This is a genomic window from Streptomyces sp. NPDC045846, assembly GCF_056431605.1.
Genome location: NZ_JBWKKJ010000010.1, coordinates 197252 through 222749 on the forward strand (window position 1 = coordinate 197252; position 25498 = coordinate 222749).

Consider the following 25498-nt stretch of genomic DNA (forward strand, 5'->3'; position numbering starts at 1 on the left):
ATCAGCCCGAGATCGCCTTGGCCCAGCCGCCCGCGAGCACCGTCTTCGCCTGGGTGTTCTGCGCCTCGGTGGGGAAGGTGGGGGTGCCGGAGACCTGCGGGAGCTTGGCCGCGGCGGCCTTGTCGAGCGTGCCGTCCTTGTCCATGGCGGCCATCAGCGCCGGGCGGGCGTACCCCTTGAGCCACAGGTTCTGGCCCTCGGTGGAGTACAGGTACTCCTGCCACAGGCGGGCGGCCGCCGGGTGCGGGGCGTCCTTGTTCACGGCCTGCGAGTAGTACTGCGCGTAGACGCCGTCGGAGGGCACGGCGACCTTCCAGTCCAGGCCCTTGGTCCTGAACTCGTCCGCGTAGCCCGCGTTCAGGTAGTCCCAGTCGATGGAGATCGGGGTCTCGTCCTTCTCCACCGTCGCCGGGGTCGACTCCACCGGGTTGTAGTTGCCCGCCTTCTTCAGCTTGGCGAAGAAGGCGAGGCCCGGCTGGATGTTGTCGAGCGAACCGCCGTTGGCGAGGGAGGCCGCGTAGACCCCGGCGAAGGCGGAACCGGACTTGGTGGGGTTGCCGTTGAGGGCCACCTGCCCCTTGTACTGCGGCTTGAGGAGATCGGCGAAGGTGGTCGGGCACTCCTTGACGCGCTTGGCGTCGCAGCCGATGGAGACGTAGCCGCCGTAGTCGTTGAACCAGCGGCCCTGCGCGTCCTTCTGGGCCGCGGGGATCTTGTCGAAGCCCTCCACCTCGTACGGGGCGGTCAGGCCCTGCGCGCCCGCGGACTGCGCGAACGAGGCGCCGAGGTCGAGGACGTCGGGGGCGCGGTCCTGGCCCTTGCGGGTCTTGACCGCGTTGATCTCGTCGGCGCTGGTGCCGTCCGGGTTCTCGACGGCCACCTTGATGCCGTACTTCTTGGTGAAGCCGTCGATGAGCGCCCCGTAGTTCGCCCAGTCGCGCGGGATGGCGATCGCGTTGAGCGTGCCCTCCTTCTTCGCGGCGGCGATCAGCGCGTCCATGCCGCCCGCGTCCTTCGCGGAGGTGGCGGCCGCGGGGCTCTTGCCGCCCTTGCCCGCGTCGGCGGCGCTGGTCGAGGCGTCGGACTTGGCGCCGCAGGCGGCGAGGGCGAACGCGGAGGCGGCCAGGGTCACGGCGAGGCCTGCGGTGCGTATACGGGGGGCGATCACGGGAGCTCCAAGTTGTACGGACAACTGTTGTACAGACAACTCCATTACGAAGGGGGCGGGTGTCCCGTCGGTGAACGCCGGGCGAAGCGCGCGATGCGGTTGGCGGGCGGATCCGGTCACTCGATTTCGGCCACCGGGGCAGGGCAGGGCAGGGCGAGGCGCCGCCCGACCGGTGCGGCGGACGGCGGCTCGGGGCCGGGGTGGATTCAGGCGGCCGGGTCGTCCGGGTGGCGCTCGCTGCCGCCGCGCCGCAGCAGCCCGTACGCCCAGCGCTCGTTGAGGCCCGCGAGGAAGCCGATCGTGCCCCAGAAGAAGAACGCCTTGATCAGCGCCTCGTGGTCGGCGAGGGACAGCGGGCCCGCGCCGCACAGACCCGCCGGGGTGGCGGGCGGCGCGAAGATGGTGAGGACGCCGCCGTTGATGAGCAGGAACAGCGAGGTCGCCAGGAACCAGCCCACCACGACCCGGTACCAGCCCTCCTGCCGCATGACCTGGGCGAGTTGGCGCGGATCGGCGGGTATGCTCTGCACCCCGGCGCGGCCCGGCGCCCGGTGCATCAGCTGGTAGGCGTTGCGCAGCCGGACGATCACGCTGAACACCGCCCCCAGCGCCCCGCCCGCGAAACAGACCAGGGCGTGCATCAGGCTCAGCTGCTCCGGACAGGCGAGCGTGCCGTGGAACAGCGTGGGCACCGCCTCGCCCACCGCGAAGGCCAGGACCAGCACCACGGGGCTGAGCACCATGCCGAAGGCCAGACCGGTGTTGAGCCCGCGGCTGCTGGCCAGCGCCGCGTCCGCGTCCAGCCGCCGGGCCGCCGCGTCGGCCTCGTCCTTCAGGCGCTCGGCGGCCGCGGCCCGCGTCTCGGCGTGCTCCACCGCCGCCATGCGCACCCCGCCCCGCACCGCGTGCTCCAGAGTCCGGCACACGTCCTCACGGGTGCGCCGCTCGAAGGCCCGCTGCGCGGCGGCGTACAGCTGCTCGATGCGGTCGAGCTGCTGCGGCTGCCACCGCCACAGGCGCTGCAGATCCGGCGCGTTCTCGGCGAGGCCGAGCGCGTCGGACAGCGTCCTCGTCTCGGGCGCGGGCGCCCCCGTCAGCCACTCGCCGATCCGCCGCACCCGCCGCACCCTCTGCCCACCCACAAGCACCCCTGCCCCTCGTCCCCCGGGGCAGCCCACCCCTCACAAACCCCGTACACCAAACCTTAGTTGGCCCCCGCACCACCCCCCGCCCCAGGGCACCCCTCGGAAATACGGCCTGCCCCACCACACGACTCCCCCACATGAGCGCCCCGGCCTTGAGGGGCACGGAAAACGGCGCGCCGGACCGACGACGTCCCGCAGCCGAACCGATAAGGGGCGCGGGGAACTGCGCGACCGGCCGACGACGTCCCGCAGCCGAGCCGATAGGGGGCGCGGGGAACGGCGCGACCGGCCGACGGCGGCCCGCAGCCGAGCCGATAAGGGGCGCGGGGAACTGCGCGACCAGCCCACGACGGCCCGCAGTCGAAACCAATAGGGGCGCGGGGAACTGCGCAAAACCACGACGGCCCGCAGTCGAACCGATAAGGGGCGCGGGGAACTGCGCAAAACCACGACGGCCCGCACCCAGAACACCCACCCCCCCCCGCGGAGCGCTACGTGTCGCAGGACAGCACCGCCCCGCACACCCCGCACCGCGCCCGAACCCGCCCCCGCACCGCCACCCGGATCCGCTGGCAGCAGGTCGGGCAGGCGAAGCGGACGCGCAATCCGTCCGGGCCGGGCTCGAAGGAGTAGGGGGTCCCGGGCCCGGTCGAGGCGCCGTGCTCCTGGGCGTACCGGCGGTCCTTGGCGTAGCGCCGCCGCCCCGCCCAGCCCGCCGCCACGAGAGGGGGCTGCTGGGCGTCCCGGCGCGCCAGGGCCGCGCCCGCCGTGTACGCGGGATACGCCTGCGGGCTGGTGAACCAGGGTGAGGGGTCCTCGCCGAACAGCTCGGCCCGCTTGGCCAGGACGTACCCGAACTCCTCCGGGGTCAGATAGCCGAGCTTCTGGCTGGAGAGCTGGTCCTCGCGGAAGGCGTCGAGCAGCAGCCAGCCCGCGCCGAGGTAGGTGGTCGCGGTGTCGGTGAGGATCTCGTTGTCGCGGGTGCCCGGGAACGTGAGGTCCAGGCGGTGGAGCAGCACATGGGTGATCTCGTGCGCGAGCGCGGCCCCGATGTCCCGGCGATGCGTCCGGAAGCGGTCGTTCAGCTCGATGAAGTACTCGGGTCCCGCGGCCAGTTCGACGCTGGCCGCGTGCCGCATCTCGCGGAACCCGACGATCATCCGGGCCTCGGGCAGACGCAGGTGCTGGACGAGGGCGCGGGCCACCCGCTGGGCCCCCAGGTGCAGGTCGTCGTGGTCGGCGAAGGCCACGTCGGCGGGGAGCACGCTGACCGCGTACCCCCGCAGGCCCTCGAAGGACAGCCGCCGGTGCAGCGCGGTGATGGCCGCGCGCACCGTGGCGAGGTGCGGATACCCGTGCACGACGGGGCTCTCGGCGCCCACCCTGCCACCCCCGTTCCCGACCGCGGAGAGGATTCCACTGTACGGGGACGGGGCCCGGCGGCCCCCCGTGCGGACACGCCGTCCGCCTCCCGCCGGGACGCGTGGTCCGGCGGGCGCCCCGAATTTGCGGGAATCCGGCCGAACCTGCTCATATAGGGGCATGTCGATCACAGTGGTCATCGCGGACGACCAGGAAATGGTCCGGACCGGGTTCCGCATGATCCTGGAGAGCAGGTCCGACATCGAGGTCCTCGCCGATGTCGTCGACGGGCACGCCGCCCTCGAAGCCGTCGAACGCCTGCGCCCCGACGTGCTGCTCCTCGACATCCGGATGCCCGGTCTGGACGGGCTCGAAGTCACCCGGCGCCTGGCCGGCCGCGACCGGCCCCGCATCGTCATCTGCACCACCTTCGACCTCGACGAGTACGTCCACGCGGCGCTGCACGGCGGAGCCTCCGGCTTCCTCCTCAAGGACGCCAGCCCCGAGATGCTCGTCGAGGCGGTCCGCGCGGCCGCGGCCGGGGACTCCCTCGTCTCGCCCGCGATCACCGTGCGGCTCCTGAAGGAGCTCGCCGAGGCCCGTCCCGCCGGAGGCGTGCGCGCGCCCTCGGAGCCGCTCACCGAACGCGAACGCGACGTCGTGCGCTGTCTGGCCCGCGGCGCCACCAACGCCGAGATCGCGGGCGAGCTGTACGTGTCGCTGTCCACCGTCAAGACCCACCTCGCCAACGTCCAGGGCAAACTCGGCGCCCGCAACCGGGTGGAGATCGCCGCCTGGGCCTGGGAGAGCGGACTCGCCACGAGCGCCGCGTGAGCCGCCCGTGAGTCCCGTACGCAGCTGGCTGGGCCGCCATCCGCGCGCCGCCGCCACCGCCCGGCCGGTGCTCGCCGCCGTCCTCGTCGCCCTCGTCACCTACGAAGGCGTGGCGCTCGCCCGCCAGCCCACCCGCCCCCACGCCATCGTGTGGAGCGCCGGGATCATGGTGTGTGTCTGCGCGGTGCCCTGGGCGAGGATCCCGCTCGTCCCGCGCGCCTGGACCGCGGCCGTCGTCAGCTGGACCGCCACCGCGCTGCTCTTCACCGGCCGCCCCGAGATCGTCTGGGGCATGGGCGAGGCGATCGCGCTCCTGGTGCTGCTCTCCTCCGTCCTCCTGTACGCCCCCGCCCGCACCGCCGCCGTCCTCGGCCCGGCGCTCGGCCTCGGCTGCATGGCGGCGCCGGTACGCGACGCCCAGCCCGGACGCTTCACTTTGCTGTTCGCGGTGCTCGCCGTCGTGGTGAGCGCGTACTCGCTCCTGCTGCGCGCCCAGTCGGGCCAGCGGATCCGTGACCTCGAAGCCGTGCGGACCGCCGAGCGCCTCGAACTCGCCCGGGAACTGCACGACTTGATCGCCCACCATGTCACCGGCATCGTCGTGCAGGCCCAGGCCGCACGCTTCACCGCCGTCTCCGGCGAACGCGCCGCCGAGTCCTTCGCCCGCATCGAGGAGGCGGGCGGCGAGGCGCTCGGCGCGATGCGGCGCCTGGTGCGGGTGCTGCGCGAGGGCGATCCGGAGACCGAGCCGGTGGCCGGGATCGCCCAGGTCCGCGAACTCGCCGCCCGCTTCTCGCGGGCCGGACCCCCGGCCGTGCTCTACGTGGAGAGCGGCCTGGACGAGCGGCTGCCCGGCGACGCCGCGGCCCTCGCCCACCGGGTGGTCCGCGAGGCGCTGACCAACGTGCGCAAACACGCCGCCGACGCCACGGCCGTACGCATCGGCATCCGCACCACCTCCCACGGACTCGAAGTGCGGGTCGCCGACGACGGCTCCGGCGCGGCCGAGCTCGCCGAACAGGCGCGCGGCGGCGGCTTCGGCCTGGCGGGCCTCGCCGAACGGGTCGCGGCGATGGGCGGCGAGCTCGCCGCGGGCCCCGCCCCGGAAGGCGGCTGGCAGCTCACCGCCGTCGTCCCGCTCGACGAACCGGACCGGGAGCGGCGGGCCTGACGGGAACAGGGGGGCGGGCCCGGTGGGCCGGGGCGACCGGGCCCCCGGGTCCGCCCCGGCCCCGGCTGCCGATGCGGAGGCGGCCGGGGGGTTCGGGGGCCCAGTGGGAGACGGGCAGGCAGGGGGGCACGCATGCGGTCCGGCATCCCGCGGATGGTCAGCTCCGCGGATCGCCCGCTCGACGACGTCCTCCGCGCCCCCTCTCGGTGTCGAGGAAGACCGGGCCGCTGATCTCCGGCATCGGTGGCCGGGTGACGTCGGCTCGCTGCTGCCTGCCGATCGGTGGATGATCCGGCGACCCGGCCGGGCCGCTCTCGCGCGCGCCACGTGTCAATGGAGCGGCGGCCCGCATGCCGGTCAATTCCGGCGGAACCCACGGGGCCGAATGCCGGGACCTACGAGTCCGGGATTACCGACGCTCTCACGGCCGAAAGTCCGGACCATTGCCGTCCGGGTCGCCGGGAATGCGGATCCGTCGGCATCTGTCCGTGCTGAAAAGACCGGCCCGCCCCGATGTTCCGATTCTGCGCCACCGGTCCGTACGGCGTTCGCCAACTCCGTACCACCGCCCGGCGCACCGGGCGATTCCCCCGTCCCTGCTGTTCCGCTTCACCCGCACCATCGGCTTTTCCCCCTTGTGCTCCCCGAAGGGCGAAGTCCTCCACGTCCGGTGGGCCGAGGCCCCCGGCCAGCCGCGCAGCGACCCCGTCCGCGCCGCGGATTCGATCACGGCCCGCGCTCGCAGGAACAACAGTAGGGGCTCACATTCGGTGGTCGAACCGTTCCGGAGGGTCTGACCGAAAAGAAGTAAGCGGACTTTCGCCGCCGCGCGCGCCTTTCGGGCAGCGGGGATTCCGCGAGGCCCGCGAGAGCGCGACGGGCAACAGGAGTTCCTTCCCTCGGCATAGACCAGGGGCAGATCCTTTGTGCCGATTCAACCGCCCCCGCCTGCCGCCCCGGCGACCGGTAAACGCCCACCGGGCGGCGCCGGCCCGAAGTCCCACCCGCCACCGGAACCCGTTAGTCCAACACCCTTCCCTCCTTTGTCCATGGGCGCGGCCGCCCCCGGCGGCACATCGTGGCCCGCACCGGAAGCCGTCACGAGAAGGAGCGAGCGTGAACGCCGAACACCACGGGCCGAAGCGGAGAACGGTCGTCGCCGCCACCGCCCTCGCGGGCGCCGGAGCCGCCCTGGGCATCCCCTCGACGGCGCGCGCCGCCGGACCGGCGGCGGGAGAGACGGTGGTGCGCTCCGCCGCACTCGACGTCCGCGTCGCCACCGGATTCCCGCGCATCGTCTCGTACACCGACCGCGCCCGCGGCGCCGTCCTGCACGGCCAGGAGGACACCGTCACCGACGTCCTCATCGACGGCGTCCCCCACACCCCCCGCGTCACCGCCCGCCCGGGCCCGGACCGCGTCGCCTACACGCTCGCCTTCGACGGCGGCACCCGGATCGGCGTCGAGATCCGCGTGCGGGACTGGTGCGTCGACTGGCGCGTCACCCGCATCGACGACACCGCCGCCCTGCGCGTCGGCACCCTCCAGATCCCCGGCCTCGCCCTGCTCTCCGTACGCAGCGAGCAGCCCGGCGCCCAACTCCTGGCCGCCAAGGTCCAGTTGGACAAGGCCAAGAGCGGCGACACCCTCGTCACCCCCACCGCCGACACCGCCCCCGACGCCCAGCCCACCGGCTGCGCCTACGCCGTCCTCGCCCACCACGCCCTCGGCGGCGCCATCGAGACCAACACCGTCTACGACAAGCCCGACAGCGCCGCCGGCACCACCTGGGAGAACGGCCGACTGTGGCGCCAGACCCTCAAACGGGACGGCTACACCAAGACGCAGCTCACCCCCGGCCAGTGGACCCACCGCGCCGCGACCTCACCCGCCGGCGCCACCGAACCCCTCCCGTACGCCACCGTCATCGTCACCCGCGACCGGGGCGGCGACGGCGTCGTCGACTGGCAGGACGCCGCCATCGCCTTCCGCGACATCATGGTCAACCCGCTCGGCGCCGACGAACAGCACCTCAGGGTCGTCCCGCACATCCCGTTCAACTTCGCCTCGCAGGCCACCAACCCGTTCCTGACCACCCTCGACAACGTCAAGCGGATCTCCCTGGCCACCGACGGGCTGCGCCAGTACACCCTGCTCAAGGGCTACCAGTCCGAAGGCCACGACTCCGCCCACCCCGACTACGCGGGCAACCACAACAAGCGGGCGGGCGGCCTCGCCGACCTCAACTCCCTGGTGCGGGAGGGCAAGAAGTGGAACAGCGACTTCGCCGTCCACGTCAACGCCACCGAGTCCTACCCGGTCGCCCACGCCTTCTCCGAGACCCTCGTCGACAAGACCAACCGGCAGTGGGACTGGCTCGACCAGTCCTACCGCATCGACCAGCGCCGCGACCTCGTCTCCGGCGACATCATCCAGCGCTTCGCCGACCTGCGCCACGAAGCCGACCCGGCACTGAACGCCATCTACCTCGACGTCTTCCGCGAATCGGGCTGGACCTCCGACCGCCTTCAGCGCGCGCTGCGCGACCAGGGCTGGATCGTCGCCTCCGAATGGGGCCACGGACTGGAACGCTCCTCGCTGTGGTCCCACTGGGCGAACGAGACCGACTACGGCCCCGACACCTCGCGCGGCATCAACTCCCAGCTCATCCGCTTCATCCGGCACCACCAGAAGGACGTCTTCGCCAACAAGTGGCCCACCCTGCTCGGCCACGCCCACATGGGCAACTTCGAGGGCTGGACCGGCAAGACCGACTGGAAGGCGTTCTACGACCTCATCTGGACCGAATCGCTGCCCGCCAAATACCTCCAGGCCCACCCCGTGCAGCGCTGGACCGACCACGAGATCACCTTCGCGGGCCCCACCCGCACCTCCGTCTCCGACGCCTCGGGCACCCGCCGCATCACCACCGACGACCGCCTCGTCTACGACGGCGGGACCTACCTCCTGCCCTGGGAGCCCCGCGACGCCACCGACCCGGCGAAGCTCTACCACTACAACCCGGCCGGCGGCAGCAGCAGTTGGCGCCTGCCGCGCGGCTGGACGGGGCTGCGCACCGCGTACCTGTACCGGCTGACCGACCAGGGCCGGGTGTACGTCCGCGACCTCCCGGTCCGTGCCGGAACCGTCACCATCCAGGACGCCGCCCCCGGCCAGCCCTACGTCGTCCACCGGCGGCCCGCCCGCGCCCAGCAGGACCCGGGCTGGGGCCAGTTCACGCCCGTTCCCGACCCCGGATTCAACTCCGGCACACTGCGGGGCTGGCAGGTCACCGGCGCCGCGCGGGTCACCGCGAGCGCGCTGGGCGACTACGAACTCGTCCTGCCGGCCGGGGGAGCGGCCACCCTCAGCCGCCGCCTGGCCCGCCTGGCACCCGGCACCTACTCCGCCTCCGTCCAGGTCGAGGTCGGCGAGAGCCCGGGGGAGCGGCGCCGGGCGGCGCTCGAACTGCGCACCGCCGACGGGGTCACCGCCACCAACTGGACCGACGCCTCCACCGCGGGCAACTACGTCGCCGCCGACCGCAAGCACGGCACCCGCTTCCAGCGCATGTCCGTCCCCTTCACCGTCCCCTCGGGAGGCGGGCCCGTCACCCTCACCCTGCGCGCCGACGCGGGTGCGGCCCGGATCCGCTTCGACAACCTCCGCGTCGTGGCCGCCGCGCCCACCGCCAAGCCGGGCACGATCGCGTACGAGGACTTCCAGAACGTCCCCTCCGGCTGGGGCGTCTTCGTCAAGGGCGACGCGGGCGGCGCCACCGACCCGCGCACCCACATCGCCCAGCGGCACGCCCCGTTCACCCAGCGCGGCTGGAACGGCAAGGCGATCGACGACGTCGTCGACGGCACGGAGTCCCTGAAGTCCCGGGGCGAGAACGACGGCCTGGTCTACCGCACCGTCGACCACACCGTCCGCTTCCTGCCGGGCCGCCGCTACCGGGTCTCCTTCCGGTACGAGAACGAGAAGGCCGGGCAGTACGCCTGGGTCACGGCGGTCGACGAACCGGCCCCGCGCGAGCTGACCCGGGTCGCGCTGCCGGTCGCCACGCAACCCACCCTGTTCTCCTACGAGTTCACCGCCCCGGCGGCGGGGGCGGCCTGGGTGGGCCTGCGGAAGGTCGGGGACGACGGGTTGGCGGAGTTCGTACTGGACGCGTTCGAAGCGGCGCAGATCTAACGCGGGGTGCCCCCGGCCCCCGGGGGAGTTCTCCCACCCACCCGCCCGTGCAAGGGGTTGAATGGTCCCGCCCCTGGGGGCTTGCGCCCCCAGACCCCCCGGTGGGGGCTGCGCCCCCACCCCCATCCGGGGCTCCGCCCCGGCCCCCGCCCGCGCCTGAACGGCGCTCGTCCTCAAACGCCGGACAGGCTGGCTATGCCCATACCGGCCCCCCGGAGCCAGGAACGGCCCACACCCCGCCAAGGCCAACCCTGCCAGGGGCGCGGGGAACTGCGCGATCAGCGACGCACGGTCCGCAGCCGAACGTGGGCGGGCGGGAGCGGGCGTCGCCCAGCATGCGGCCAAGGGGCAACCCTGGTGGGGGCGCGGGGAACTGCGCGACGAGCGACGCACGGTCCGCAGGCGACCGCGAGTGGGGCGGGGGCACGCGTCGCCCCGCATGCGGCCAGCGCCCACCCCGCTAGGGGCGCGGGGAACTGCGCGACGAGCGACGCACGGTCCGCAGCCGAACGTGGGTGGGCGGGAGCGGGCGTCGGCCCGCATGCGGCCAAGGGGCAACCCTGCCAGGGGCGCGGGGAACTGCGCGATCAGCGGCGCACGGTCCGCGGGCGAACGGCGGGCCGCGGGAGCACGCTTAGGCGGTCGGAGACACCCGCGCGCGCCGTCACACCCCCGGAGGGTCTCGGGAAGGGGCGGGGTGGGGAAGACTCAGCCACCCAGCGCCACCACCTCACCCGCCCCCTCCAGCTCAAGCACCCACACCTCGTTCACCCCACCCCGCAACACCGGCCCCGGCACATGCAGAGCCCCCTGCGGCCCCACCCCCCAATACCGCCCCACACAGAACCCGTTCACCCACACGAACCCCCGCCCCCACCCCGGCAACCGAAGCCGCGCGAACGAGGCCGCGGACGCCTCGGACGGCAGGTCGGGGCGGGCCCGGTACAGCCCCGGAGCCCCCGCACCCGACGGCTCCCGGAAGGGCACCTTCGCCACCGCCTCCGCCGAGTCGAACGCGTCCAGCCGCAGCCCCCGCGCCCGCACCCCGTGCAGATACTGCCGCTCGTGCAGCACCCCGCCCGTGATCCCCTTCGACTCCCCGCTGTACGGCCCGTAGTTGACCCGGCCCAGCGACTCCACCCACAGCTCGACCGCCGCGCCCCCCGGCACGGGCTCGGGCAGCGTGGCGTCCTCGGCGTCCAGGACCCCGGCGCGCACCCCGTCGACGTACACCGTCGCCAGGTCGCGCAGGCCGAGCACCCCGAGCGGATACGGCTGCCGGGGCCCGGGCACGTCCAGGCGGTAGCGGACCAGGCCCCGGTCCACGTCCAGCTCCTCGAACGTCGGCGGGACCGGAGCCTCGTGCTCCTCGCCGCCCAGGACATCGAGGACGTCGTCCAGCGACGCCCAGCCGTCCGGACCGATACGGAAGGAGCCCGTCAACTCCTCGGCGAGCGGCGGAAGTTCGGGGAGCGACGCGCCGTCGCCCTGGTACGCCGCCAGCACCTCGCGGAACAGCCAGAACTTCTCCGTCGGCCGGCCCGCCTCGTCGATCGGCGCGTCGTAGTCGTACGACGTCGCCGTCGGCTCCAGCGCCCCCACGTGCAGCTCACCCGCCCGGTTCGCCCCCGACCAGCCCGCGAAGTTGGTGCCGCCGTGCGCCATGTAGATGTTGACCGACGCCCCGCACTCCAGGATCTCGCGCAGCGTGGCCGCCGCGTCCGCCGCGTCCCGCACGACGTGCTCCGCCCCCCAGTGGTCGAACCACCCGCACCAGAACTCCATGCACATCAGCGGCCCCGACGGCTGGTGCGAGCGCAGCACCGCGAAGGCCTCGCGCGCCCCGCTGCCGAAGTTCGCCGTCGCCAGCACCCCCGGCAGCGAGCCACCGGTCAGCATGTGGTCCTCGGGGCCGTCGGACGTGAACAGCGGCACCGTGATCCCGCACTCGTGCAGCAGATCGGCGAGGTGGCGCAGATAGCCCCGGTCACTGCCGTAACTGCCGTACTCGTTCTCCACCTGCACCATGAGCACCGGCCCGCCCCGGTCGACCTGCCGCTCGGCGACCTGGGGGAGCAGGGCGCGGAACCAGCGGTTCACCTGCACCAGGTACTCCGCGTCGTCGGTCCGCACCCGCCGCCCGAGCCGGCCCGACAGCCAGTGCGGAAGCCCGCCGTTCTCCCACTCGGCGCAGATGTAGGGCCCGGGACGGACAATCGCCCACAGCCCCGCCTCGTGGGCCGCGTCCAGGAAGCGGCCCAGCGCCCCCACGTCCTCGTACCGCCCCAGGAACGGCTCGTGCAGATTCCACGGAACGTACGTCTCGACGCAGTTCAGGCCCATCGCCCGCAGCATCGCGAGCCGGTGCCCCCACTGCGCCTCGTGCACCCGGAAATAGTGCAGCGCACCCGACAGCAGGCGCACCGGCCGCCCGTCGAGCAGAAAATCCTCGTCCCCCACGGTGAAGTCGCCCACCGGCCGGCCCGCCCATCTCTCTCGGTCACTACGCCAGGCCACTCTTGCCCCTGGCGCGCCGCCGGTCCATGGACAAAGATCGGCGCTGATTGGACACAAGGGGGAACCGGCAGAGAGCGGAAACCGGCATGTATCACACCTGGATGCGGTATTTCACCCCGAGCCCGGCCCACCACCGGCTCGGCCTGGTCTGCCTCGGGGTGGGACTCCAGCACGGCACACTGCCCACCGTCGGACCCCGCACCCTCGACCACCACGTCGCCGTCGTGATCGGCGCCGGCAGTGGCTGGTTCCGCGGCGCCGACGGCCGGCGCGTCCCCGTCACCGCACCCGCCCTGATCTGGCTCACCCCCGGCGTACCCCACCACTACGGACCCGACCCCGCCACCGGCTGGGACGAATCCTTCGTCGACTTCACCGGCCCGGCCACCGCCACCTACACCGAACTCGGCTACATCGAACCCGACCGCCCCGTCGTACCGCTCGGCGACACCGTCGGCGCCCGCGCCGCCGTCGGCCGCATCGCCCGGGCCGCCCGGCGCGGCAACCCCCTCCTCGAGGTCGAGACCGCGGCCGCCGTCCACGAACTGCTCGTCGCGCTGCGCCGCGCCCGCGCGGACGTCGCCCCCGACGGCGACCCCGTCCTCGACGCCCTGGCCCGCGACGCCTTCCGGCCGCTGTCGGTGGCCGAACACGCCTCCCGGCACGGCATGACCCCCGCCGAACTGCGCACCGCGGTGCGCCGCGCGGCCGGCTGCAGCCCCAAGGACTACCTCCTCGGCATCCGCCTCGGCCGCGCCAAGGAACTGCTCGCCGCCACGGAACTGCCGGTCGCGGCCGTGGCCCGCCGCGTCGGCTACGACGACCCCGCCTACTTCTCCCGCCTGTTCACCCGCCGCGTCGGCATCGCCCCCGTCCGCTTCCGCGAACAGCAGGGCCGGGCCGTGCCGGGCGGCTGGAGCCACCAGATCCCGGATCCTGAACACCCGCCCACCATCGCGGGCCACGCCACGTAAGCTCGACGACCATGACCACGATCGACCCCTCCGTGCAGGCCGAGCTGAACCGGCTCCGCGACAGCATCGACAACATCGACGCGGCCGTCGTGCACATGCTGGCCGAGCGTTTCAAATGCACCCAGCAGGTCGGCCACCTCAAGGCCGAACACAGGCTGCCCCCGGCCGACCCCACGCGCGAAGCCGAACAGATCGCCCGGCTGCGCCGCCTCGCCGAGAACGCCAAACTCGACCCGGCCTTCGCCGAGAAGCTCCTGAACTTCATCATCGCCGAGGTCATCCGGCACCACGAGACCATCGCCAAGTCCGCCTGACCCCCCGCCCCACGCAGGCGCAGGTCGGCGGCATGCCCGACCGCGAGCCGCGTCTCGCCCACTCCCGCCGGACCGGTGACCGGCACCGCACCGCCCCCGGGCGAGACCCGCGGTGCCCACCCGCGGCACGAAAGCGCGACGCCGCACCCGGCCCACCCCCGCCACCCGGACCCGGCCCGCCACCCCCACCGCGACAGCACCTCAGCCCCTGTGCGGACCCGCCCGTTTCAGGCAGCATGGCCCCCATGTCCGTACTGACGCGCGACGAAGCGCAGACCCGAGCCCAGCTCCTCGACGTACAGCGGTACCGCATCGAGCTCGACCTGACCACCGGCGAGGACACCTTCACGTCCCGCACCGCCATCCACTTCACCGCACGCACGGCCGGGGACACCTTCGTCGAGCTCAAGCCCGCGACGCTCCACTCGGTCACCCTCGACGGCACCCCCCTGGACCCCGAGGCCCTCACCGAGAACCGGCTCGCGCTGACCGCCCTCACCGCGGGCCCCCACGAACTGCACATCGACGCGGTCATGCACTACTCCCGCACCGGCGAAGGCCTCCACCGCTTCACCGACCCCGCCGACGGCGAGACCTACACCTACACCCAGCTCTTCATGGAAGACGTCCAGCGCGTCTTCGCCGCCTTCGACCAGCCCGACCTGAAGGCCGCCTTCGACCTCACCGTCACCGCTCCCGACGGCTGGAAGGTCCTCGCCAACGGCATCACCACCCAGCAGGACGACGGACGGTGGAAAGCCGCCACCACCCCCCTCATCTCCACCTACCTCGTCGCACTCGCCGCAGGCCCCTGGCACTCGGTGACCACCGAACACGCCGGCCTCCCCTTCGGCCTGCACTGCCGGCGCTCCCTCGCCCCCCACCTCGACGCCGACACCGACGAACTCTTCGAGATCACCCGGCAGTGCTACGACCGCTACCACGAGAAGTTCGCCGAGCCCTACCCCTTCGACTCCTACGACCAGGCCTTCGTCCCCGAATTCAACGCCGGCGCCATGGAGAACCCCGGACTCGTCACCTTCCGCGACGAATTCATCTACCGCTCCGCCGTCACCGACACCGAACGCCAGACCCGCGCCATGGTCATCGCCCACGAAATGGCCCACATGTGGTTCGGCGACCTCGTCACCCTGCGCTGGTGGGACGACATCTGGCTCAACGAGTCCTTCGCCGAATACATGGGCTACCAGACCCTCACCGAAGCCACCCGCTTCACCGACACCTGGGTCGACTTCGGCATCGTCCGCAAGGCCTGGGGCTACGACGCCGACCAGCGCCCCTCCACCCACCCCGTCGCCCCCGCCCCCGAAGCCGTCCCCGACACCGCGTCCGCCATGCTCAACTTCGACGGCATCTCCTACGCCAAGGGCGCCTCGGCACTGCGCCAACTCGTCGCCTGGCTCGGCGAGAAGGACTTCCTCACCGGCATCAACACCCACTTCGCCCGGCACAAGTTCGCCAACGCCACCCTCGCCGACTTCATCGAATCCCTCGCCTCAGCCACCGACCGCGACGTCCACGCCTGGGCCCGGCAATGGCTCGGCACCACCGGAGTCGACACCCTCACCCCCACCGTCCACGAAGCCGACGGCTCCTGGCACCTCACCGTCACCCGGCACGGCGAACGCCCCCACCGCCTCACCGTCGGCGCCTACGACCGCGACCTCGGCGACGGCCGCGACCTCGTCCTGCGCGAACACCTCGACATCGACGTCCCCCAGGGCGAATCCGCCACCGTACGCCCCGGACGCCGCCCCGCCCTCCTCGTCCTCAACGACCAAGACCTCACCTACGCCAAGGTCCGCCTCGACGACACCTCCGCCGACACCGCCCTGCGCTCCCTGTCCGGCGTACCCGACGCCCTCACCCGCGCCGTCCTGTGGAACACCCTGCGCGACATGGTCCGCGACGGCGAACTCGAACCCGCCGCCTACCTGGAGACCGCCCGCGCCCACCTCACCGAGGAAGCCGACCTCGCCGTCGTCCAAGGCGTCCTCACCTTCGCCGCCGGCCAGATCACCGACCGCTACCTCACCCCTACCGAACGCCCCGCCGCCCTCACCCTGCTCACCGACCTCACCCGCGACCTCCTGCGCCGCACCGAGGACGGCAGCAACCCCGGCCTGCGCCTCACCGCCGTACGCCACTTCATCGACGCCGCCACCCAGCCCGACACCCTGCGCGGCTGGCTGGAGGACGGCAGCGTCCCCGGCGGCCCCGAACTCGACCCCGAACTGCGCTGGCGCATCCTCACCCGCCTCGCCGTCCTCGGCGCCACCGACGACACCGAGATCGCCGCCCACCTCACCGCCGACCCCAGCGCCACCGGCGAGGAAGGCGCCGCCCGCTGCCGCGCGGCCCTGCCCGCCACCCACGCCAAGGAAGCCGCCTGGACCGCCATGTTCCACGGCGACACCCTGTCCAACTACCTCTTCACCGCCACCGCACAAGGCTTCTGGCAACCCGAACAGGCCGACCTGCTCCAGCCCTACGTCGCCCGCTACTACCAGGACGTCGTCCCCCTCGCCGCCCGCCGCGGCCCCGCCATCGCCGACGCCGCGGGCCGCTACGCCTTCCCCACCCCCGCCGTCGACGAGCACGCCCTGCGCCTCGGCGAAACCTGCCTCGCCCAGGACGACCTGCTGCCCGCCCTGCGCCGCAAACTCATCGACCAGATCGACGACCTGCGCCGCGCGCTCGGCATCCGCCGCTGACCCCCGCCCCGGCCCCGCACCTGACAGGGCCATACCAGGACTCACCCTCTCCAACTCGCCCCCACCGCAAGGCAGTACCACTTTCGGGTTGAGATCGTTGTGCACAGCGGCTCCACCGGCCGACACCGGACCACGCTGGAGGAGCCGCTGCTCGCACACCCGAAGGAACCCCATGCACCCCCCGCCCCTCGCCGGAGGCACCACAGGACCCGGGGCCCTGCGCCCCCTCCTCGACGTCGTCCTCGACGCCCTCGCCCAAGGGGCGAAGACCCGCGGCGGCCCGCTGCCCGGCGGCGGCCCCCACACCGTCGCCCAGCGCGTCCACGACGCCGCCCGCGACCTCCTCCCCACCCACGGCACCGGCGCCGAAGAAGCCCTCACCACCCTCGTGAGCGCCCTCACCGAAGGCGCCGCCGACCCCGCCGAACCCCACTGCGCCGCCCACCTCCACACCCCGCCCCTCGCCCTCGCGGCCGCCGCCGACCTCGCCGCCAGCGCCCTCAACCCCTCCCTGGACTCCTGGGACCAGGCCCCCGCCGCCTCCGCCCTCGAAGCCCTCCTCACCCGCACCCTCGCCCAGGAGATCTGGCCCCACGGCGACGCCCTCATCACCACCGGCGGCACCGAGTCCAACCAGCTCGCCCTCCTCCTCGCCCGCGAACACCACGGCCCGCCCCGCATCGTGTGCGGCGCCCACACCCACCACTCCATCCACCGCGCCGCCTGGCTCCTGGGCCTGCCCGACCCCGTCGTCGTACCCGCCCCCACCGGCACCACCGACCTCGCCGCCCTCCGAGCCGCCCTCACCGACCTCCACCACCACCCCCTCCTCGTCGTCGCCACCGCCGGCACCACCGACACCGGCGCCATCGACCCGCTCCCCGCCATCGCCAACCTGTGCGCCACCCACCACGCCGCACTCCACGTCGACGCCGCCTACGGCGGACCCCTCCTTTTCAGCGACCGCCACCGCCACCAACTGAACGGCCTCGAACGCGCCGACACCGTCAGCCTCGACCTGCACAAACTCGGCTGGCAACCCGCCGCCGCAGGCCTCCTCGCCGTCGCCGACCCCCACCGCCTCACCCCCCTCACCCACACCGCCGACTACCTCAACGCCGACGACGACACCGACGCAGGACTGCCCGACCTGCTCGGCCGCTCCCTGCGCACCACCCGCCGCGCCGACGCCCTCAAAATCGCCGTCACCCTGCGCGCCCTCGGCCGCACCGGCCTCGCCGACCTCATCGACCGCGTCTGCGCCAGCGCCCGCTACCTCGCCCAACTCATCGACCAGCACGACCAGTTGGAGCTCTACCAACAGCCCGCCATCTCCACCGTCCTCTTCCGCCCCCACCACGCCGACGACCACACCGTCGCCCACATCCGCCGCACCCTGCTCACCCACGGCACCGCCACCCTCGGCAGAGCCCGCGCCGACGGCCGCCTCTGGCTCAAAGCAACCCTCCTCAACCCCCACCTCACCCCCCACGACCTGCACACCCTCATCGACACCACCCTCAGCGCCACCACCCCCAGCACCACCACGGAAGGCACCCCCCGATGACGCCCCAACCCCCCACCACCCAAGACCACCCCCACGACCTCGTCGGCATCGGCATCGGCCCCTTCAACCTCTCCCTGGCCGCCCTCGCCCACGGCGTACCCGGCGGACTCGACACCGCCTTCTACGAACAGCGCCCCGCCTTCCACTGGCACCCCGGCCTCCTCATCGAAGGCACCACCCTCCAAGTCCCCTTCCTCGCCGACCTCGTCACCCTCGCCGACCCCGCCAGCCCCTGGACCTTCCTCAACTACCTCAAGCACCGCGAACGGCTCTTCCCGTTCTACTTCGCCGAGAAATTCCACATCCAGCGCACCGAATACGACGCCTACTGCCGCTGGGTCAGCGAAAACCTCACCGACCTCCACTTCTCCCACCAGGTCGACGCCGTCCGCTGGAACCCCGAACGCGCCCTGTTCGAGATCGACTTCACCCACCTCGACCCCCACGGCGAAGCCCAGGCACTCGGCCGCTCCCACGCCCGCAACCTCGCCCTCGGCATCGGCACCGAACCCCACATCCCCGAACCCCTCAAACCCCTCGCCGAAGCCCCCACCGTCCCCGTCCTCCACAGCGCCGACTACCTCGACCACCGCGCACGACTCCTCGCCGCCGAACACATCACCGTCATCGGCTCGGGCCAGTCCGGCGCCGAAGTCTTCCTCGACCTCCTGCGCCACCGCCCCGTCGGCGCCGAAAAGATCACCTGGCTCGCCCGCACCGAAGCGTTCGCCCCCATGGAGTACTCCAAGCTCGGCCTCGAACACTTCACCCCCGACTACACCCGCTACTTCCACGCCCTCACCGAACCCGTACGCGACCAGCTGCTGCCCCGCCAATGGCAGCTCCACCAAGGCATCGACGCCGACACCATGGCCGCCATCCACGACGAGCTCTACCGCCGCACCCAGCACGGCGGCTGGCCCGACGTCACCATGACCCCCGGCGTCACCGTCCGCACCGCCGGCCGCGTCGCCACCACCAAAGTCGAACTCCACCTCGAACACACCCAGCAAGGCGTACGCGACCGCATCACCACCGACGCCGTCGTCCTCGCCACCGGCTACCGCGAACGCCCCCTCGGCCCCCTGCTCGCCGGACTCGACCCCTACATGCGCTACGACAACGCCGCCCGGCCCCGCGTCGACACCGACTACAAACTCGTCCTCGACGCCTCCGTCACCGGCCACGTCTACGTCCAGAACGCCGAACAGCACACCCACGGCGTCGGCGCCCCCGACCTCGGCCTCGCCGCCTGGCGCAGCGCCACCATCCTCAACTCCCTCACCGGCAAAGAGCCCTACCCCCTGCCCACCCGCACCGCCTTCACCACCTTCGGCCTCACCAAAACGAGCCAGGCCCGCCCGGCACAACAGCCAGGGGGCCTGGTACCGCTCATCGAACAGCGGTGACGCACCACGAAGGAACGACTCAGAACACGGGCACACCGTTCTGCGTCAGCTTCCAGTCCACCGAAGCGAACTCCGCCGGATCGATGACACCCTTCGCCTTCACCCACGCGATCATCGTGTTACGGATCTCGTCGGAGTTCGCCCACAGCTGCTTGGCCGTCGCCACCCCCGGGAAGTTGCCGCCCCCATTGGCCCGGTAGTTGTTCACCGCCAGCACGAACTGCGCCGCATCGTCCAGCGGCTTCCCGCCGAACATCACCTTCGACACCCGCGAACCCGCCGGCTTCGCGATGTCCACCTCGTACGAGACACCCCTCACCACGTCGTAGTTGTAATCCGGCGTGTTGTTCGCGTTGGTGATCTTCGCCGGGTCCACCGCACCCGTCGTCTGCACGTAGTAGTTCGCCGAGAACTCCAGGTACGCCTTCACCTGCGCACCCGTCAGAAGACGCGCCTCCAGCGTGTTCTCGTACACATACAGACCCGCCACGTCCCTGATCGTCACCTTCCCCGCCGGTATCACCGCCGAGCGCGAGAAACAGGCAGCCTGCGACAGCACCGGCAACGACGCGTACGCCGTCGAAGCGAGCGCACTCTTCACCGTCTCCGCCTGAATGTGATTGATCAAGTCAATGATCGGCACATCCTTGAACGGCGCCTCGGTCGACCGCATCTCCGCCTTGTTCGTGCCCACCACCTGGTTCACATACGCCACGACCTTGGCGTGCTCCGCCTTCACCAGACGCGACACCACCGGATCCTCCGCCACCGCGTTCGCGTTGCGCACACTCGCCGTCACCGACGTCACATGCCAGCGGCCCTTCGAGAACTCCAGCGCGAAATCGAAGACACTCAGCCGCATCCCCCACATGTACGGCTCCGACAGCACCACCGGCTTGCCGGTCTCCTTGTTCACCACCGTCCGCGACGCCACCTCCTTGTGGGTGTGACCCACCAGAATCGCGTCGATACCCGGCACCTGCTCCGCCACCAACGACGACGCGTTCTCCGGATACGGCAACGCGTCCCCGTACGACGTACTCCCGTCGAGCCCCGAATGATCCGTACAGATCACCACGTCACAACCCAGCGCCCGCAACTTCGGCACATAGATCTTCGCCTGCTCCACCAGACCCGGGAACGTCATCTTCCCCTGCACGTTCGCCTTGTCCCAGATCGCGATCCCCGGATTCGTCAACCCCAGGATCCCCACCTTCACATCCGGACCGTGCGGCACCCGCAACCGGCGCACCGTGTACGGAGGAAACGCCGGCTTCAACGTCTTCGCGTCCAGCGCGTTCGCACCCAGCAGCGGGAAGTCCAACTGCTCCTGGAACGCCCGCAGCGTCGGAATCCCGTAATTGAACTCGTGATTGCCCAGCGCCGCCGCGTCATACCGCATGTGGTTCATCGCCAGCGCCATCGGATGCTTGGGACCCCGCTTGCCCCCCGAACCCGTGATCGGCTCCACCCGCGCGTAGTAGTACGACAACTGCGTGCCCTGGATGATGTCACCCGCGTCGATCAACAGCGTGTTGTGACGGCCCTTCTCCTTGCGGACCTGATCCACCAACGTCGAGATCTTCGCCAGACCCACGTCGTTGTGCGCCGCGTCGTCGTACTCCTTGTCCGTGAAGTAGTCCCAGTTGAAGACGTGGCCGTGCAGATCCGTCGTACCCATCACAGAGAACGCGTACCGCTTCGGCGGACGTCCGTGCCCGTGCTCCCCACCCATGTCCCGGGTCTCGGCCTCGGCGGGCAGCGCCGTACCCCCGGCGACGGCGACACCGGCCCCCGCGGCGGCCGTAGTGCCCAGGAACGTCCTGCGGTTCAGCGGCATGGTCTCTCCCTGAAGTCGTGTGACGCGCGTAGAAGTTGCACCAGACGGCAACGCGCGTAGACGCACGGATTCTGGCGCACAACCAACCACCCGCAACACCCCCCGCAGGTTTCGATCTGATGACCAGCACCTGACACAACCCAATGCCACAGTGAAGCCATGACCCACACCCAGCCCTACGGAACCCCCGACCAACCCCGCCTCGCCGTCACCGGCGAAGCCCACCTCGACGTCGACCCCGAAATCGCCCGCATCACCATCACCCTCACCAGCCGAGGCCCCGACCGCCACACCACCCTCGACGACCTCACCCGCCGCAACAACCACACCCTCGACCTCATCAAAAGCTACGGCGACACCATCGAAAAACTCGAAACCAGCGCCCTCACCCTCACCCCCGAACTCACCAAACACGGCCGCACCGAACGCATCCGCACCCACCACGGCACCGTCCACATCACCACCGAACTCAACGACTTCACCACCCTCGGCGAACTCACCACCCGCCTCGCCGACCTCGAACACACCCGCATCGACGGCCCCTGGTGGAGCCTGCGCCCCACCTCACCCGCCCACAGCGAAGTACGCCGCCAAGCCGTCCACCAAGCCGTCACACGCGCCCACGAATACGCCCACGCCCTCGGCACCACCCTCGCCGCCCTCCTCGAACTCTCCGACCCCGGCGCCGACCAACCCACCCCCGCCTACGGACACCCCACCGGCGCCGGCCTGGCCTTCCGCACCGCCACCCCCGGCACCCCCGAACCCACCCCCACCCTCGACCTCCAACCCCAACGCCAAACCGTCCACGCCCGCGTCAACGCCCGCTTCACCATGCACCCACCCACCCTGTAACCCCCCACCACCCCCACACGCCGGGCGCCCCGAAATGCTCATCGGAGCGCCCCCGCGCACAATTCAACCCTTGTCAACCACCCTTCACGCAAAGGACGTTGAGCAGTAACCCACACCCAAATCCCTACCCACCGGTAAGCCCTAGGCTCGAACCATGCGCCGAGCCAAAATCGTCTGCACCCTAGGACCAGCCACCACCACATACGACCAGATCAAAACCCTGGTCGAAGCCGGAATGGACGTCGCCCGCCTCAACCTCAGCCACGGCACCTACACCGAACACGAAGAGCGCTACCGCCACGTCCGCAAAGCCGCCGACGAAACCGGCCACAACGTCGGCATCCTCGCCGACCTTCAAGGCCCGAAGATCCGCCTCGGACACTTCACCGAAGGCCCCGTACTCCTTGAACGCGGCGACGAATTCACCATCACCACCGAACCCCACACCCCAGGCGACCGCCACCGCTGCGGCACCACCTACCCCGGCCTCGCCGCCGACGTCACCACCGGCGAACGCATCCTCGTCGACGACGGCAAAGTCGCCCTCCAAGTCACCCGCATCGACGGACCCCACGTCCACACCCTCGTCGTCGAAGGCGGCATGGTCTCCGACCACAAAGGCCTCAACCTCCCCGGAGTCGCCGTCTCCGTCCCCGCCCTCTCCGACAAGGACCAGGACGACCTCCGCTGGGCCCTGCGCACCGGCGCCGACATCATCGCCCTCTCCTTCGTCCGCACCGGACGCGACATCCAAGACGTCCACCGCATCATGAACGAAGAAGGCCGCCACCTCCCCGTCATCGCCAAAATCGAAAAACCCCAAGCCGTCGACAACATCGACGACATCGTCGCCGCCTTCGACGGCATCATGATCGCCCGCGGCGACCTCGGCGTCGAAATGCCCCTCGAACAAGTCCCCATCGTTCAAAAACGAGCCATCAAACTCGCCAAACGCAACGCCAAACCCGTCATCGTCGCCACCCAAATGCTCGACTCGATGATCGACAACTCCCGCCCCACCAGGGCCGAAGCCAGCGACGTCGCCAACGCCATCATCGACGGCACCGACGCCGTCATGCTCTCCGGCGAAACCAGCATCGGCAAACACCCCATCGAAACCGTCAAAACGATGAGCCGCATCGTCGAAGCAGCCGAGGAAGACGTCCTCGCCAAAGGCCTCCCACCCCTGACCGAACGCAACAAACCCCGCACCCAAGGCGGCGCCGTCGCCCGAGCCGCCGCCGAAATGGGCGACTTCCTCGGCGCCAAATTCCTCGTCGCCTTCACCCAATCCGGCGACACGGTCAAGCGGCTGTCCCGCTACCGCTCCCCGATCCCCCTGCTGGCCTTCACCCCCGTACCCGCAACCCGCTCCCAGCTCAACCTCACCTGGGGCGTCGAGACCTTCCTCGGCCCCCACGTCGAATCCACCGACGAAATGGTGGCCCAGGTCGACGAAATGCTGCTGAAGGTCGGCCGCTGCCAGAAGGGCGACGTGGTCGTCATCACGGCGGGCTCCCCACCGGGGGTCCCCGGCTCCACGAACCTCGTCCGCGTCCACCACATCGGCGAGGACGACAGCCCCAAGTAACCCTGGACCACGGCCCCTTGCCCCACCCCACGCAGGGGGCCCCGCCGTCCCTTCAGTACTTGGGGCCTATGTGCTGGTCCATGAGGGCGACGGATGCCTTGCGGGCGACCGAGATGTTCTGGGCGCGCCCGCCCCGGCGCGCGGAACGCCAGTCCACACCGACGCGGTCGAGGGCATCGGTGAAGAGGCCCAAAATGTCGGTTGACGTGTTGGTGAAGAAGTACCGGACGTACTCGTAGCGCTTCCGCTCGCCGCCGATGAGCTTCTCGGTCCAGTTGGTGATCCGCGAGCCGTCGGAGTGGATGAGGCCGCGAATGAACTCCCAGGGGTGTGCGCCGACGATGGCCTGCTGCCAGGGTTCGAGCGTGATGCGTCGCTCGTGCTTCTTTCCGGGGCCGTGCTGAGGGAACAGGCAGGGCCAATGCCGGTCGTAACTGGTCACGGACACGTACCCCTGTCTCTGCAGGTCGTACACGCCGCTCTCCGGCCGGACCGCCTTGATCGCATCCCGGCACAGCTCCATCAGGCCGGGCCACGCGTCGGCGCACGCGATGCGCAAGTAATGACCGACCCCGCGCGGATGTGCGCTGATGCAGCCGTCGCCGAGGTAGAGGCCGAGCAGGTACGCATACGCGGCTGTGTCCTCGGGTGCGCCCGACACGGGGCGGCATCTGGGGCAAGGGTTGGCGCTTGCGAGCAAGCGGGGGAGCGGTTCGATACGGATCTGCCAGGACCGGATCGCCGAGCGGGATATCCCGGTCTGCTTGCTGACGGAGTTCAAGCTGCGGCCTTGGGCCAGGAGCGTCAGGGCGTGTCTGCGCTGTGCGATGTCGTACATGGTTGCGAGATTTGCAACGCCCGTGCCCTATGGCGGCGATTCGACCACACGTTCACCGGGTCGAGTGAAGATCCCCAACCACCTGTTGAACCTTGAATTCGAAGGAGAAGTGCCCCGAGTCGGATTCGAACCGACGCTGGATGGGTTTTGAATCCATGGCCTCTACCGCTGGGCTACCGGGGCCCCTTCGAAACGAAGGATACCGGAGACCCCTCGTATCTCAAACATACAGGAGCTAGGTAGGCTCAGGTAGCAGCACCTGCCTTAACCAAGGAGCCCCCGTGACCGCCCCCGAGTCGCCCCAGCCCATCGCAGACGACGACGATGCGACGCACGTCCCCCCGTTGACGACCCGCGTCGTCATCGCCGAGGACGAGGCCCTCATCCGGCTCGACCTCAAAGAGATGCTCGAAGAAGAGGGCTACGCGGTCGTGGGCGAGGCCGGTGACGGGCAGAGGGCCGTCGAGCTCGCCCGGGAGCACCAGCCGGACCTGGTGATCCTGGATGTGAAGATGCCGGTCTTGGACGGGATCTCCGCGGCGGAGCTGATCGCGAAGGAGTCGATCGCCCCGGTGCTGATGTTGACCGCGTTCTCGCAGCGGGATCTGGTGGAGCGGGCGCGGGACGCCGGTGCTATGGCGTATCTCGTGAAGCCGTTCTCGAAGAGTGATGTGGTGCCGGCGATCGAGATGGCGGTGTCGCGGTTCACGGAGTTGAAGGCGCTGGAGCAGGAGGTCGCGGACCTTTCGCAGCGTTTGGAGACGCGGAAGTTGGTGGATCGGGCGAAGTCGGTTCTTCAGACGCAGTACGGGTTGTCGGAGCCGGCGGCGTTCCGGTGGATTCAGAAGACGTCGATGGATCGGCGGATGTCGATGCAGCAGGTGGCCGAGGCGGTTATTGAGGACGCCGAGGAGAAGAAGGCGGCGAAGGGGCAGTAGTCCTGGCGCACGGAGCAGAGTGGCCCGCATCCGGGATTCCGGG

The 25498-nt window shown here is 71.1% G+C and carries 17 protein-coding genes and 1 tRNA gene; 11 read left to right on the forward strand and 7 right to left on the reverse strand.

The window, feature by feature from the left end; translation table 11 throughout:
* Position 1: 1 nt before the first annotated feature.
* The 3 genes from AC07F3_RS27980 to AC07F3_RS27990 form a co-directional block, all read right to left on the reverse strand.
* Positions 2–1213 (reverse strand): ABC transporter substrate-binding protein, encoded by a 1212-nt coding sequence (locus AC07F3_RS27980; protein WP_479117192.1) that lies wholly within the window; start codon positions 1211–1213, stop codon positions 2–4.
* A 161-nt stretch (positions 1214–1374) separates the two neighbouring features.
* The gene (locus AC07F3_RS27985; RefSeq protein ID WP_479117193.1) at positions 1375–2310 is read right to left on the reverse strand and encodes a hypothetical protein; all 936 of its coding nucleotides are present in this window, start codon (positions 2308–2310) and stop codon (positions 1375–1377) included.
* 494 nt (positions 2311–2804) lie between these two features.
* Complete coding sequence (locus tag AC07F3_RS27990; protein ID WP_479117194.1) at positions 2805–3695, reverse strand: hypothetical protein; 891 nt, start codon at positions 3693–3695, stop codon at positions 2805–2807.
* A gap of 160 nt (positions 3696–3855) precedes the next feature.
* On the opposite strand from AC07F3_RS27990, the gene AC07F3_RS27995 reads away from it, so the two are divergent.
* From AC07F3_RS27995 to AC07F3_RS28005, 3 genes are all read left to right on the forward strand, one after another.
* On the forward strand, positions 3856–4509 hold the full coding sequence (locus AC07F3_RS27995; protein ID WP_479117195.1) for a response regulator: 654 nt from the start codon (positions 3856–3858) through the stop codon (positions 4507–4509).
* Between the two features lie 7 nt (positions 4510–4516).
* Positions 4517–5680: a sensor histidine kinase gene (locus AC07F3_RS28000; RefSeq protein ID WP_479117196.1), complete on the forward strand. Its 1164-nt coding sequence runs from the start codon at positions 4517–4519 to the stop codon at positions 5678–5680.
* Positions 5681–6796: 1116 nt separating this feature from the next.
* Positions 6797–9877, forward strand: coding sequence for an endo-alpha-N-acetylgalactosaminidase family protein (locus AC07F3_RS28005; RefSeq protein ID WP_479117197.1), 3081 nt, complete (start codon positions 6797–6799; stop codon positions 9875–9877).
* Between the two features lie 708 nt (positions 9878–10585).
* Here AC07F3_RS28005 and AC07F3_RS28010 read toward each other — a convergent pair.
* On the reverse strand, positions 10586–12352 hold the full coding sequence (locus tag AC07F3_RS28010; RefSeq protein ID WP_479117198.1) for a glycoside hydrolase family 35 protein: 1767 nt from the start codon (positions 12350–12352) through the stop codon (positions 10586–10588).
* 128 nt (positions 12353–12480) lie between these two features.
* Here AC07F3_RS28010 and AC07F3_RS28015 point away from each other — a divergent pair, with 128 nt between their 5' ends.
* The 5 genes from AC07F3_RS28015 (at position 12481) to AC07F3_RS28035 (ending at position 19393) form a co-directional block, all read left to right on the forward strand.
* Positions 12481–13368 carry a helix-turn-helix domain-containing protein gene (locus AC07F3_RS28015; RefSeq protein WP_479117199.1) on the forward strand — a complete coding sequence of 296 codons (888 nt, stop codon included), beginning with the start codon at positions 12481–12483 and terminating at the stop codon, positions 13366–13368.
* A gap of 11 nt (positions 13369–13379) precedes the next feature.
* Positions 13380–13682 (forward strand): chorismate mutase, encoded by a 303-nt coding sequence (locus AC07F3_RS28020; RefSeq protein WP_479117200.1) that lies wholly within the window; start codon positions 13380–13382, stop codon positions 13680–13682.
* Between the two features lie 245 nt (positions 13683–13927).
* Positions 13928–16417: an aminopeptidase N gene (gene pepN / locus AC07F3_RS28025; protein ID WP_479117201.1), complete on the forward strand. Its 2490-nt coding sequence runs from the start codon at positions 13928–13930 to the stop codon at positions 16415–16417.
* Between the two features lie 172 nt (positions 16418–16589).
* Positions 16590–17984: a pyridoxal phosphate-dependent decarboxylase family protein gene (locus AC07F3_RS28030; RefSeq protein WP_479117202.1), complete on the forward strand. Its 1395-nt coding sequence runs from the start codon at positions 16590–16592 to the stop codon at positions 17982–17984.
* Complete coding sequence (locus AC07F3_RS28035; RefSeq protein ID WP_479117203.1) at positions 17981–19393, forward strand: lysine N(6)-hydroxylase/L-ornithine N(5)-oxygenase family protein; 1413 nt, start codon at positions 17981–17983, stop codon at positions 19391–19393. Before AC07F3_RS28030 ends, AC07F3_RS28035 begins: the two co-directional genes overlap by 4 nt.
* A 19-nt stretch (positions 19394–19412) precedes the next feature.
* Here AC07F3_RS28035 and AC07F3_RS28040 read toward each other — a convergent pair whose 3' ends face one another.
* Positions 19413–21233, reverse strand: coding sequence for a bifunctional metallophosphatase/5'-nucleotidase (locus AC07F3_RS28040; RefSeq protein WP_479117204.1), 1821 nt, complete (start codon positions 21231–21233; stop codon positions 19413–19415).
* Positions 21234–21392: 159 nt separating this feature from the next.
* Between AC07F3_RS28040 and AC07F3_RS28045 the strand changes: the two genes are divergently transcribed.
* Entirely contained in the window at positions 21393–22088 is a 696-nt protein-coding gene (locus tag AC07F3_RS28045) for an SIMPL domain-containing protein (RefSeq protein WP_479117205.1), read from the forward strand.
* Between the two features lie 154 nt (positions 22089–22242).
* On the forward strand, positions 22243–23679 hold the full coding sequence (pyk, locus tag AC07F3_RS28050) for a pyruvate kinase (RefSeq protein ID WP_479117206.1): 1437 nt from the start codon (positions 22243–22245) through the stop codon (positions 23677–23679).
* A 52-nt stretch (positions 23680–23731) separates the two neighbouring features.
* On the opposite strand, the gene AC07F3_RS28055 is transcribed toward pyk, so the two are convergent.
* Positions 23732–24517: a helix-turn-helix domain-containing protein gene (locus AC07F3_RS28055; RefSeq protein ID WP_479117207.1), complete on the reverse strand. Its 786-nt coding sequence runs from the start codon at positions 24515–24517 to the stop codon at positions 23732–23734.
* Positions 24518–24627: 110 nt separating this feature from the next.
* A tRNA-Leu gene (locus AC07F3_RS28060) sits at positions 24628–24700 on the reverse strand.
* A gap of 98 nt (positions 24701–24798) precedes the next feature.
* Here AC07F3_RS28060 and AC07F3_RS28065 point away from each other — a divergent pair.
* A complete protein-coding gene (locus tag AC07F3_RS28065; protein WP_479117208.1) occupies positions 24799–25455 on the forward strand; it encodes an ANTAR domain-containing response regulator in 657 nt (218 codons plus the stop codon).
* Positions 25456–25498: the final 43 nt, after the last annotated feature.